Here is a 13,866-nt window from a genome sequence, read left to right as displayed (position 1 = left end):
TTTTTCTTAAAATTCGTCCGATAATATGATATAATTTAATAAAAATCAGAAATTACAGAAAGGAGTTATGCGATATGAATTATCGCATAGAAAAAATGTTATTAGAATTAAGAGAGTTGCAATTGAACCCTGAAAAATATTTGGATAAAGAAATAGAACTGAATGGCTGGATAAAAAAAATAAGAAGTCAGAAAACTTTTGGATTTATAGAATTGAATGACGGTACATTTTTTAACGGAATTCAAGTTGTCATAGACGAAACATTACCTAATTTTGAAGAAATATCAAAATTGACAATTTCTTCATCTGTTAAAGTTTACGGGAAATTAGTGAAGTCGGAAGGAAAAGGACAGGATTATGAGATAAAAGCTGATAAAGTCGAAATTTATAACAAATCGGATTCTGATTATCCTTTGCAAAATAAAAAACATACATTTGAATTTTTGAGAACTATTGCTCATTTAAGACCAAGAACAAATACGTTTTTTGCAGTATTTAGAGTAAGATCCATGCTGGCTTATGCAATACACAAGTTCTTTCAGGAGAAAAATTTTGTATATGTTCAGACACCTATAATTACAGGTAGTGATGCTGAAGGTGCAGGAGAAATGTTCAGACTGACAACATTGGATTTGGAAAAGCTTCCGAAAACAGAAAAAGGTGATATAGATTTCAGACAGGATTTTTTCGGGAAAGAGTCCAATCTGACAGTGAGCGGACAGCTGAATGTCGAAACATTTTGTACAGCATTTAAAAATACTTATACATTTGGTCCTACATTTAGAGCCGAAAATTCCAATACACCTAAACATGCAGCTGAATTCTGGATGATGGAACCTGAGATTGCATTTGCGGATTTAGACGTGAATATGGATATAATCGAAGAAATGATAAAATATATTGTAAAATATGTTATGGAAAATGCTAAAGAAGAAATGGAGTTCTTTAATAAATTTATCGACAAGGAACTGTTTGAAAGGCTTGATACACTTGTAAATTCCAATTTTGAGAGAATAACTTATACTGAAGCTATCGAAATTCTGAAAAATACAAAGCAGAAGTTTGAATATAAAGTTGAATGGGGAATTGATTTACAGACCGAGCATGAAAGGTATCTGGCTGAAAAACATTTTAAAAAACCGGTATTCGTAACGGATTATCCTAAAGATATAAAAGCATTCTATATGAAGTTGAATGAGGATGGAAAAACGGTAAGAGCCGTAGATTTATTAGCACCGGGAATAGGAGAAATAGTAGGAGGAAGTCAAAGGGAAGATAACTACGATATTCTTTTGGAAAAGATTCATAAAATGGGACTGAAAGAAGAAGACTACTGGTGGTATCTGGACTTAAGAAGATATGGGAGTGTACCTCATTCGGGATTTGGACTGGGATTTGACAGAATGTTGATGTATATAACAGGAATGACAAATATAAGGGATGTAATACCTTTCCCGAGAACAACTAAAAATCTTGAATTTTAATTATATATTTAATTTAATAAAATTCTAAGTATAATCATTTAAAATAGTGGGGAATAGAATTGTCTTATGTTTAAGATGATACTGAAACGGAGGGAATATGAAAAAATTTAGAAAAATTGCATTAAGTTTAATGCTGATATTTACTGTTGCAATGACAGTAAAAGGGGATTTGTTAGGAAAAATCCAGACGATAGATAATCTTATACAGAAAGGGAAGTATGACAAAGCCGAGCAGGATGCGAGAAAACTTCTGAATGACCCGAATATAACACCGCAGGAAAAAGCTTCGATACAAAATTTATTAAATGAAATAGCTCAGAAAAAAAATGGTCAGACACAGCAACAACCGAATAATCAGCAACAGGGACAAAATACCCAGTCGGAAATCGACAAAATAATATCCGAAGCGACTCAAAACGGAGACCCAAATGCAACAACAGCTGATACAGGTACTGCTCCTGTTACTCAAACTGATGATGTTTCTGACGGTTCAAAATTCAACACATATAACAGCTATGAAAGTGCTGCTCTTGCAAAAAGAGATGCCAGTACGATTTTTCAGCTGTGTCAGTTATATTTTAAAGACGGATTATTTGAAAGAGCTGCCAATTTAGCGAAAAAAGACAGGTCAGGAGATATAAGAAATCTTTATGTAGTTGCGATAAGTTCAAGACTTATGGGGAATTATGACCAGTCTATAGATTATTACAACAGAATACTGGCTTCGGCACCAGGGGAATCCCAAGCAAAATTAGGGATAGGAATAGCTTACAAAGGAAAAGGTGAATATGCTAAAGCCCTTGAATATCTGCGTTCTTATTCGGCAACAAATCCCGACAGGGAAGTTTCAAGGGAGATTGCTATATTGAATGAAGTAATCACAAACAGTAAATAATATAAGCTTGAATAATAAAAGCAATTATATAGAATAAAGAACATAAATAAAACTGTAATAAAAATTAATTGGGGGATTAATTTATGGGGTGGTTAAAACTTAGGGAAATAGGTATGAAAGATACTCATATCAGAAAACTTATGAGCTACTATAAGAATTACGACGAACTTTTCCTTGAGGAAAATTTCAGGCTTTTTAATAATGATTTGAAGAGATTGCTTGAAAAAACGAAAAATACGGATATAAGTAAAGAACAGGATTTATATAATAAAAACAGGATTAGGATAATTAATGCGAATGATAGGGAATATCCGAAGAAATTGAAAGAAATCATTGATTATCCCCTGTTTTTATATGTGAAAGGAAAAGCACTTAATCAAAATATAAATCTGAGTGATAATCAGAGAAAAAATATAGCAGTAGTAGGGACAAGAAGAGTTACAAAATTTGGAAAAAGTTCCTGTGAGAAAATTGTAAAGGAGCTTCTGAATTATAATGTAAATCTGATTAGCGGTCTTGCTGAAGGGATTGATACAATAGCACTGACTACTTATTCAGAAAAAAACGGGAATACGGTAGCTGTAGTGGGAAGTGGTCTTGATATTGTATATCCTTATGAAAATAAAATGTTGTGGGAAAGAATAAGCGAAAATGGTATAATTATAAGCGAATATCCTCTGGGAACAGAGCCGCTAAAATGGAATTTTCCAAGAAGAAATAGAATAATAGCGGGACTTTCAGACGGGATAATAATAGCTGAAAGCTTTAAAACTGGAGGTTCCCTGATAACAGCAGAACTTGGTTTTTCAATGAACAGAGAAATATTTGCTATCCCCGGATTTATAAACTATCCGTCTTTTGAAGGCTGTAATAATCTGATAAAGGGAAATAAGGCGAAGCTTATTACCTGTGCTGATGATATAGCAAAAGAATTTTTATGGGATATAAGCAAAGAGAAAAGTAAAGCAGCAAAATTAAATGAAGAAGAAAAAAAATTATTTGAATATATAAATGAGGAAAGAAGTCTTGAAGAAATTATGAAAGACATTCAGGACGAAATACCTCTAAATCATATTTTATCTATTCTTATGAGTTTAAAAATCAAAGGGCTGATAACGGAAACGGGTACTGCTAGATATATAAGAATAGTCTAAAAATCACAAATGATAGAAATAGTATAAATAATAATATAAATAATATAAGTGATAATAGGTCCTTGCAAATAATCTAAAATATACAATTTATAAGAAATTTGAGGTGAGAGTTTTGGCAAAAAAACTTGTTATTGTGGAGTCGCCGTCCAAAGCAAAAACAATTGAAAAAATATTGGGTAAAGGTTATGAGGTTACGGCTTCTTATGGTCATGTCATTGATTTGCCCAAGACAAAAATAGGTATAGATATAGAAAATAATTTTGAGCCTAAATATCAGGTCATAAAAGGAAAAGGTGAAGTTTTAAAAAAACTTAAGGAAAAATCAAAAAAAGCCGATGTAATCTATCTTGCTTCTGATCAGGACAGGGAAGGGGAAGCAATAGCATGGCATATATCCAATTACATAAAAGAACCTAAAAAGACTAAAAGAATAGAATTTAATGAAATAACAAAGACAGCAGTAAACAATGCAATCAAAAATCCAAGAAATATAAATGAAAATCTTGTAAATGCCCAGCAGGCGAGAAGGCTTTTAGATAGAATAGTGGGATATAAAATAAGTCCACTGTTATGGAAAACTATAAATAAAAACGCCAGTGCAGGACGTGTCCAGTCAGTAGCTCTTAAACTTATCTGTGAATTGGAAGATGAAATAAAAAGCTTCGTTCCTCAAAAATACTGGGAAGTGAGTGCATTATTGGAAAATGGGATAAATTTAAATCTCGTCGAAATACTTGGAGAAAAAGTAGATAAAATTTTTGATGAGAAAATCATAAAAAAACTTGAAAAAGAACTAAAAGGAAAGTCATTAACTCTGGACAGTATAGAAATAAAGAAAAAAAGTCAAAGACCTCCTTTAGTTTTCAAGACGAGTACACTTCAGCAGTTGGCATCATCTTATTTGGGTTACGGGGCGACAAAAACTATGAGAATAGCCCAGCAGCTATATGAGGGTCTTTCTATTAACGGTGAAAACAAAGGACTTATAACATATATGAGAACGGACTCTACGAGAGTGTCCATGGATGCCATAAATATGGCGAAAGAATATATTACTAATAAATATGGAAAAGAATATGTAGGATTTTATGTTACAAAAAATTCCAAGTCCAATGTTCAGGACGCCCATGAGGGGATAAGACCGTCAGATATAAACCTTGACCCCGAAGAAATAAAGGAATATCTTACAAATGACCAGTATAAACTGTATAAACTCATATGGAACAGATTTCTTGTATCACAGTTTGCTGCGATGAAATATGAACAGATGCAGATAAATGGTATAAACAAAGATTACAGATTTAGAGGAACTATAAATAAAGTCATATTTGACGGATATTATAAAATATTCAAAGAAGAAGACGAAATAAAAACTTCTGATTTTCCTGAATTGAAAGAAGGAGACAGTTATCCGATAGAAAAACTGAATATAGAAGAAGGAATTACAAAACCGCCTACAAGATATTCAGAAGCTACTCTTGTAAAAAAACTTGAATCAGAGGGGATTGGAAGACCGTCCACTTATGCTTCCATAGTCGAAACTCTTAAAACAAGGGAATATGTCGAAGTTATCGAAAAAAGATTTCATCCGACTTTTTTAGGTTATGAAGTGAAAAATGAATTGGAAAAAAATTTTCAGGATATAATGAATGTAAAATTTACAGCAAATATGGAAGAAAATTTGGATGAAATTGAAGAAGGAAGTATAAAATGGGTAGAACTGCTCAGAAAGTTTTATAATTCACTGGAAATTCATTTGAAAGAATATGAAAAAGAAATAGAAAGACTGAAAGACAGAAAAATAGAATCAGATGTCCTATGTTTAAACGGTACGGAACCTATGCTTCTGAAAACCGGAAGATTTGGAAAATATCTTGTCTGCGAGTCAAATCCCGAAGAAAAGATAACATTGAAAGGGATATCCATAGACCCTGAACAAATTGAAGCGGGAAAAATATTTATAAAAGATGAAGTGAAAAAACTTCAGGCGGAGAAAAAAGGTATCCCTACAGATTTCTTTACTGAAAATAATAAAAGATATATGATAAAAAAAGGAAGATTTGGAGAATATCTTGAAAGTGAGGATTATGAAAATGACCAAAAAAGGATGTCTCTACCTCTGCCTATAAAACAGAAACTAAAAAAAGGTACACTTAATGAAATAAACGGTATATTGCAGATAAATGATGAGATAACTGCTATCATAAATGAGGATAAAAGAATAATAGAAGAAGCAGGAGTATGTGAAAAGTGCGGACGTCCTTTTGAAATAAAAATGGGAAGATTTGGTAAGTTTTTAGCTTGTACAGGTTATCCCGAATGTAAAAATATAAGAGCGATACCGAAATCAAAATCGGCTTCTTCAAAGAAAAAGACAACGGCTAAAAAAACGGTCGCTAAAAAAATAGTGGAAAAAGAAACTAAAAAGAGCAGGACAAAATCTGCTGAAACTAAATCGACTAAGAAAAAAACAACGACAAAAAAGAAAACAACACGAAAATCAGTTTCAAAAGATAAGTAATGGAGTATCTGTATGGAAGATTTAAAAAATTATAATGAAAAGGATAATCTGAAAGCGTATATAGATAAATTTCTTTATTACGAAGAAGTAGTTATAGGAAAAAGCTACAACACAATAAAAAGTTATAAAAAAGATATAATGCAGTTTATAGATTACCTCAATGAATATGAGGAAATAAAAGATTTTGAAGAAGTAGAGACAATGACTTTCAGGTCTTTTATAGCATATCTGAATTCGGGAGATAAAGAAAATAGCAAAAATAACATTCAAAAATCAGTATCTAAACGAAGTATAAATAGAAAAATTTCGGCATTAAGAACGTTTTTTAAATATCTTCAGGAAAAAAAAATAGTGAAAACTAATAAAGTGGCGTATATAACGATGCCCAAGTTTGAAAAAGAACTGCCTAATGTTCTGAATAAAGAAGATATAAACAAATTAAGAGATGCGGTAAATACTGAAAAAATAACCGGTATAAGAGACAGGCTTATAATTGAGCTTTTATATTCGAGTGGAATAAGGGCAAGCGAGCTTATAGACCTAAATGAATATATGGTAAATATCGAAGAGCGTGAAATAAGAGTTATAGGAAAAGGAAATAAGGAGAGAATTACATTTTTCAGTGAAAATACTAAAAAATGGCTCGAAAAATATATAGGAGAAAAAAAGAGAAAATATTCCAATTACACTAAAGATACCATATTTACAAATAGCAGAGGGGAAAAGCTTACCACAAGGTCATTGAGAAGATTGATAGCCGATTATGCTAAAAAAGCAGGTCTACAGAAAGAAGTAACTCCCCATGTGTTCAGACATACTTTTGCAACAGAGTTACTGAATAACGGTGTAGATATAAGATATTTACAGGAATTATTAGGACATAGCAGTATTTCTACAACGCAGGTATATACTCATGTAAGTAAGGCATTTTTAAAAGATGTGTATATGAATACTCATCCGCTGGCAAAAGAGTAAATAAAATAAAGACGGAGGAAAAATTGATTTTTAAAAAATGTGCAGGCTGCGGTATAGAATTGCAGTTTGAAGATAAAAATAGGGAAGGATATGTTCCTGAAGAAAAATTTATGACAGAAGAAAATTTACTTTGTCAGAGATGTTATAAAATAAAAAACTACGGTCAAAATATAGGAAATAATCTGAAAAAAGAAGATTACTCGAAAGAAGTTTCAGATAGCATAAAAAAAGCTGATATAATACTTCCTATATTTGATATTATCGATTTTGAAGGATCATTTACTCAGGAAATACTTGATTATTTGAGAGATTACAGGTCAATAATACTTATAAACAAGATAGATTTGCTGCCCGAATTTATACATCCTGCGGAAATAGCGGACTGGGTAAAGGAAAGACTAATCGAAGAAGATATAGTCCCTGACGATATCGGTTTTCTAAGTGCAAAAAATAAATATGGAGTAAACGGGATTATAAGAAAAATTAAAAATCTTTTCCCTGATAAAAAGGTAAAAGCAGTTGTAATGGGAGCTTCCAATGTGGGAAAATCTTCGGTAATAAATCTTTTACTTGGAAAAGACAGGATAACTACATCCAAATATTCGGGAACAACTTTAAAAGCTATCAGTAATAAGATACCGAAAACAGACATCACAATAACTGATACACCGGGATTAATCCCCGAAGGGAGAATTTCCGATTTGATAAGTGTGGAAACAGGACTAAAATTAGTACCGTCAGGAGAAATTTCAAGAAAAACTTTTAAACCCGAAGAAAATAAAGTCTTTATGTTTGACGTTTTTTGCAGATTTAAAATATTGAAAAACAGGAATACAAATGAAGAAAATTATAAACCTATATTTTCAGTGTATTCCTCTAAAAATGTAAAGTTTCATATTACTAAGGAAGAAAGAATAGAGGAACTGTTAAACGGAGATTTTTTTGAATTAGTTCAAGGAAAAGAAAAAGATAAATATTTACAGAATAAATTTATAACCCATATTGTAGAAATTCAGGAAAATGAAGATTTAGTAATAGCGGGTCTAGGTTGGGTTAATGTAAAAAGAGGTCCTCTGAAAATAGAACTCACGGTTCCGGAATACGCTAAAGTGATCGTAAGACCTGCCATATTTAAAGGCAGAAAATAATAAAAGACCGAAAATAACAGGTATTGGAGTATTGATATGGCAATAAATGATTATTATACAGGAATAAACAGAAAAAAAATAAGAAAACTGATAGGAAAGACGATAATTTTTATAATAGTCCTTATTTTTGCATTTTTTCTTGCAACGTATCTTTTTTCCAAGAGAGTGGAGAAGATAATAAAAGCAGACTTGCAGATAGAAACTTTGAGATTGGAAAATGCGGTTAAGGAATTTAAAGCAAAAACAGGCTCATATCCTGATATAAGCGGAAAAGAAAATAATTTGAAAGAAATAAAAAGCCCTGACGGGAGATATACTTTTGATTTATTTTACGGAACAGAAAAGATATATGAAATTCCTGACAATCTGAGAAAAGGAACTGTAAGATCAAATGCTGTAACGGCCCAACAGGATAATAAAGGCGGCTGGTTTTATGATAGGGCTACAGGAAAAGTAAAGCCGAACATTGATTAGCTATATTTTGATGTGTTCCGAGTTTCTGTTCAGTCATTCGGGATAGAAAACAGGGGGAATAAAAAAATCATAGAAATTGGAGAAAAAAGTACAGATGAAGTTTTCAGTATTAGGAAGTGGAAGCAGCGGAAATTCGAGTTATATAGAAATGGGAAATAAAAAATTTCTCATAGATGCAGGATTTAGCGGGAAAAAAATAATGGAAAAATTAAATAATATTGAAAGAAAAATAGAAGACATAGACGGAATTTTTGTAACTCATGAGCATTCGGACCATATTCAGGGATTGGGAGTTTTGTCAAGAAAATTTGATATTCCTATTTATCTTCATGAAATAACATATGGTATAATAAGAGAAAAAATAGGAAAAGTAGAGCCGAAAAATGTAAAATTTATCAATGAAGAAAAGATAATGATAGAAGATTGCGTAATAAACAGCTTTGAAGTAATGCATGACGCTGAAAAATGTTTAGGATTTACTTTTGAGTATGAGGATAAGAAACTCGCCTATGCCAGTGATGTGGGATGTACTAACAATATAATAAAGGAAAACTTTAAAAACAGTGATGTAATCGTAGTTGAAAGTAATTATGATTATAATATGTTGATGACAGGACCTTATCACTGGGAGTTGAAAAACAGAGTCAAAGGCAGAAATGGCCATTTATCCAATGCGGAGGCTTCAAAATTAATATCCCAAGTTATGTCGGATAAATTGAAAAAGATTTATTTAATGCATATAAGTAAAGATAACAATACGCCCGAATTAGCTTATAATTCTCTCTATGAAATACTCGAAAGGGAAAATAAAAGTCATTTGGAAATAGAAATTGTTACTGAAAAAGAAACTGTAATATACAAAGTATGAAATATATGATAAAGTCAAAATATACTCAATCTAATTAAACAATCTGATTAAATATGTTATAAAATTTTAAATAAAAAATGTCGAAAAATAATAAAAAATGGAAAGGAATAAAAATGATAGGAATAGGAATAGTAGGACTGCCTAACGTAGGAAAATCAACGCTGTTTAATGCAATCACAAAAACACAGAATGCTGAAGCTGCAAATTATCCTTTTGCGACTATTGAGCCGAACATCGGACTTGTAAGTGTACCTGATATCAGGTTGAAAGAACTGGAAGAAATTATAAATCCTCAAAGAACGGTAGGAGCAACTGTAGAATTTGTAGATATCGCAGGACTTGTAAAAGGAGCATCTAAAGGAGAAGGTCTGGGAAATCAGTTCCTATCCAATATAAGAAATACGGCTGCCATATGTCAAGTTGTCAGATGTTTTGATGACGACAATATTATACACGTTGAAGGAAGTGTCGACCCTATAAGAGATATAGAAACGATAAACGGAGAATTAATCTTCGCGGATATAGATACTGTGGAAAGAGCATTACAGAAAAATTCGAAATTAGCTAGAGGAGGAAATGCTGAAGGAAAAGAGCTTGTTGCGGTTCTTGAAAAATGTAAAACTCATTTGGAAGATTTTAAATTACTGAAAACACTAAAACTGACTCAGAGAGAAAATGAGCTTATCAGAGTTTATCAGTTTTTGACAGCAAAACCTATGATGTTTGCTGCGAATATTTCGGAGGATGACCTGTCCAAAGGAAATGAAAACGACTATGTAAAAAAAGTCAGAGAATATGCTGCAACTCATGATAGTGAAGTAGTAACATTTTCAGCCAAAGTGGAAGCTGAACTCATAGAAATAGAAGATGAAGAAGAAAGACAGATGTTTGTTGAGGAACTCGGAATAAGTGAGCCAAGTTTAAATAGGCTCATAAGAGGAGGATTTAAACTTCTGGGTCTTATAACTTATTTTACTGCCGGAGAAAAAGAAGTCAGAGCATGGACAATCAGAAAAGGAACAAATGCCCAGAAAGCAGCAGGAGAAATACATACTGATATTGAAAAAGGATTTATAAGGGCAGAAGTAGTTGCTTATGATAAATTTATCGAATATAAAGGCTGGCAAGGCTCCAAAGAAAAAGGAGTTATGCGTCTTGAAGGAAAAGAATATATTGTTAATGACGGAGATGTAATGTTCTTCAGATTTAACGTGTAAAAATTTAAAACTTGATAATAGAGATATTATCAGGTTTTTTAATAAATCATCTATAAGGAGAAAAAAGCAAATATGGGAAATTTTATAAAGCTTTTAGACTGGAAAACTATATACAGTTTTTTTGAAACAAATATACTGAAAATAATATTTGCATTTGCAGTATTTAAAATAGCGGGAATGCTTAAAAAATATGTGGATAACGCTATTAAGATTTTACTTGAAAAATCTAAAATGGATAAGAGTGTTGCATCATTTCTGAGGTCTTCTTTTTCGGTGTTATATTATATAATCTTAAGTTACCTCCTTATAGGTTTTTTAGGAATAAATCTGACATCAATTACAACATTTTTAGGTGCCACAGGGATAGTTTTAGGGTTTGCTTTCAAGGAAACTTTGGGAAATTTCTGTGGAGGTCTGATTATACTTACTTTTAAGCCTTTTAAAGTAGGTCATCTTATAGAATATGGTAAATATATAGGAGAAGTTAAGTCTGTCGAGTTAATTTATACGAAAATCAAGACGCCTCAAAATGAGCAGGTCATTATTCCTAATGGAATGATAACAAACAGTGAAATAAGAAATATCACTAAGGAAAAAGTTCGTAGATTAGATTTAAATGTAGGAGTTTCTTACGATAGCAATATTCTGAAAGTGAAAGAAGTATTGAATGAAATTGTACAGGAAGAAATCGCAGGAGAGGAAAAATTAGTACTGAGGTCTCCCGAGCCTACTATAGGAGTATTAAAATTAGCCGAGTCTGCTGTGGTATTCTGTGTATATGTCTATACAAAAAGTGAAAATTATTTTAAGCTTAATTTGAAACTGAATGAATTAATAAAAATAAAATTTGATGAAAATAATATTGAAATACCTTATCCGCAAATGGATGTGCATATTTCAGGGAAAGGGGAACAGAATGGAAATTAAATTATTTACAAATCATGACACTCAGGGAAACAGTTATGTAGTGGAAAAAGGGAAAGACTGCTATATAGTGGATCCCGGAGGAAGGAATATGTCTCCCGTAATTGATTATATTAAGGAAAAAGATTTAAATCTTGTAGCTATTCTGCTTACTCACGGGCATTTTGATCATATAATAGGAACTCCCGAAATTCTTGAATATAAAGATGTTCCTGTATATATAAGTGAAAAAGGCTATGATTTTTTATATGATCCTAATTTATCATTGTCAACATGGATCAGAATGGATTTTAGGCTGTCCAAAGATGTAAAGGTAATAAAAATGAAAGAGGGAGATGAAGTATTTGGATTTAAAATAATAGAAATACCTGGTCATACTCATGGGGATATATGTTTTTATGATGAACAGGAAAAAATAATGATTTCAGGGGATATAATCTTTAAAGGAGGCAGTTACGGAAGAACGGATGTACCTACAGGAAACTATGAGGATTTAAAAAAATCTATAACAAAACTTATGAAAATGGACGGAGATATCAGAGTTTATCCCGGACATGGAAGCTATACTTATATAAAAGATGAAAGAAAATACCACAATTATTAATAATTAATACGATTACTGTGAATATTAAAAATAATGAAAAATTCTTAAGACAGTTTGATAATATTATAAAATTAAATAAATCGTAATTATAATCTAAAAGTGTTGAGATTTCTTAAAGCAGTTGGTAATATTATAAAATTTATACAGATTTGGAGGAAGATTTATATGAATAAACTAAAATTTCCTAAAAATTTCTGGTGGGGGGCTGCAACTTCGGGACCTCAGTCAGAAGGAAGATTTAACAAGAAAAACAGAAACATATTTGATTATTGGTACGACACCGATAAAAAGGTATTTTTTGATGAAATAGGGCCTAATGTCGCTTCAAACTTTTATAACAGTTATAAAGAAGATATAAAACTGTATAAGAAAATAGGACTAAACTCTTTAAGAACTTCTATCCAATGGACAAGACTGATAAAAAATTTTGAAACGGCAGAAGTGGATGATGACGGAGCAAGATTTTATAATGATGTTATAAATGAATTTGAAAAAAACGGTATTATTTTAATGCTAAATCTGTTTCATTTTGATATGCCTATAGAATTACAGGAAAAATATGGAGGCTGGGAATCAAAATATACAGTAGAGCTTTTTGTAAAATATGCGGAAAAGGCTTTTGAACTTTTCGGAGACAGAGTAAAATATTGGGTAACATTTAATGAACCGATAGTCCCTGTGGAAGCACAGTATATGTATAAATTCCATTATCCGCTAATAGTAGACGGGAAAAAAGCGATGCAGGTACTGTACAATACCGCACTGGCTTCTGCAAAAGTAATAGAAGCATATAAAAAATATAAGAAAAAAAGTAAAAATGACGGAGAAATAGGAATTATACTTAACTTAACACCGTCTTATGCAAGAAGTGAAGATAAAGATGATGTAAAAGCTGCCAATATATCGGATGTATTTTTCAATAATTCTTTTCTTGATCCTGCAATTTATGGAAAATTCCCCGAATTACTGACGGATATTCTTGAAAAAGACGGCGTATTATGGGAAAGTAATGAAAAAGAACTTGAAATTATAAAAGAAAATACTGTGGACTTTTTAGGAGTGAATTATTATCAGCCAAGAAGAATAAAAGCGAGAGAAACCGAGTTTGATACGTCCAACGGCTGGCTACCTGATAAATATTTTGAAAATTATGATATGCCTGGAAAAAGAATGAACATTTATAGAGGCTGGGAAATATATCCACAGGCGATTTATGATATTGCAAAAAATATTCAGAAAAATTATAAAAATATAAAATGGTTTATTTCTGAAAACGGTATGGGAGTAGAAGGAGAAGAAAAATTTAAAAATACGGACGGCATTATCGAAGATAATTACAGAATAGATTTTTACCGTGAACATTTGACATATCTTCATAAAGGGATAGAAGAAGGCTCGAACTGTTTCGGATACCATACTTGGACACCTATAGACTGCTGGTCATGGACAAATGCCTATAAAAATAGATATGGATTTATTTCTGTAGATTTGCCTACCCAGATAAAGACAATAAAAAAATCAGGCTATTGGATAAAAAAAGTTGCAGAAACTAATGAGATAGATGAATTTTGCGAATAATAATGATAAAGTCAAAATAAAATG

The 13,866-nt window shown here is 31.6% G+C and carries 12 protein-coding genes; all 12 read left to right on the top strand.

The features are described 5' to 3' along the window. The first annotated feature begins 95 nt into the window (after positions 1-95). Entirely contained in the window at positions 96-1,484 is a 1,389-nt protein-coding gene (gene asnS, locus ACO5J6_RS01450) for an asparagine--tRNA ligase (protein WP_485641655.1), read from the top strand. A gap of 97 nt (positions 1,485-1,581) precedes the next feature. Further along, a complete protein-coding gene (locus tag ACO5J6_RS01445; protein ID WP_485641579.1) occupies positions 1,582-2,379 on the top strand; it encodes a tetratricopeptide repeat protein in 798 nt (265 codons plus the stop codon). 83 nt (positions 2,380-2,462) lie between these two features. Next, a complete protein-coding gene (dprA, locus tag ACO5J6_RS01440; protein WP_485641578.1) occupies positions 2,463-3,533 on the top strand; it encodes a DNA-processing protein DprA in 1,071 nt (356 codons plus the stop codon). A 112-nt stretch (positions 3,534-3,645) separates the two neighbouring features. Further along, entirely contained in the window at positions 3,646-6,054 is a 2,409-nt protein-coding gene (gene topA / locus ACO5J6_RS01435; RefSeq protein WP_485641577.1) for a type I DNA topoisomerase, read from the top strand. A 12-nt stretch (positions 6,055-6,066) separates the two neighbouring features. After that, entirely contained in the window at positions 6,067-7,029 is a 963-nt protein-coding gene (gene xerA / locus ACO5J6_RS01430) for a site-specific tyrosine recombinase/integron integrase (protein WP_485641576.1), read from the top strand. A gap of 26 nt (positions 7,030-7,055) precedes the next feature. Further along, a complete protein-coding gene (gene yqeH, locus ACO5J6_RS01425) occupies positions 7,056-8,177 on the top strand; it encodes a ribosome biogenesis GTPase YqeH (protein WP_485641654.1) in 1,122 nt (373 codons plus the stop codon). 36 nt (positions 8,178-8,213) lie between these two features. Continuing rightward, positions 8,214-8,651 (top strand): competence protein ComE, encoded by a 438-nt coding sequence (locus tag ACO5J6_RS01420; RefSeq protein ID WP_485641575.1) that lies wholly within the window; start codon positions 8,214-8,216, stop codon positions 8,649-8,651. Positions 8,652-8,745: 94 nt separating this feature from the next. Further along, positions 8,746-9,519: an MBL fold metallo-hydrolase gene (locus ACO5J6_RS01415; protein ID WP_485641574.1), complete on the top strand. Its 774-nt coding sequence runs from the start codon at positions 8,746-8,748 to the stop codon at positions 9,517-9,519. A 113-nt stretch (positions 9,520-9,632) separates the two neighbouring features. Beyond that, on the top strand, positions 9,633-10,736 hold the full coding sequence (gene ychF / locus ACO5J6_RS01410; RefSeq protein WP_485641573.1) for a redox-regulated ATPase YchF: 1,104 nt from the start codon (positions 9,633-9,635) through the stop codon (positions 10,734-10,736). A gap of 72 nt (positions 10,737-10,808) precedes the next feature. Continuing rightward, entirely contained in the window at positions 10,809-11,663 is an 855-nt protein-coding gene (locus ACO5J6_RS01405) for a mechanosensitive ion channel family protein (protein ID WP_485641572.1), read from the top strand. After that, positions 11,653-12,264, top strand: coding sequence for an MBL fold metallo-hydrolase (locus tag ACO5J6_RS01400; RefSeq protein WP_485641571.1), 612 nt, complete (start codon positions 11,653-11,655; stop codon positions 12,262-12,264). Before ACO5J6_RS01405 ends, ACO5J6_RS01400 begins: the two co-directional genes overlap by 11 nt. Before the next feature lie 165 nt (positions 12,265-12,429). After that, the gene (locus ACO5J6_RS01395; RefSeq protein ID WP_485641570.1) at positions 12,430-13,842 is read left to right on the top strand and encodes a glycoside hydrolase family 1 protein; all 1,413 of its coding nucleotides are present in this window, start codon (positions 12,430-12,432) and stop codon (positions 13,840-13,842) included. The last annotated feature ends 24 nt before the right edge of the window (positions 13,843-13,866 follow it).

It is taken from the genome of Pseudoleptotrichia sp. (genome assembly GCF_057270515.1).
This window is presented reverse-complemented; position numbering and strand designations above follow the sequence as displayed.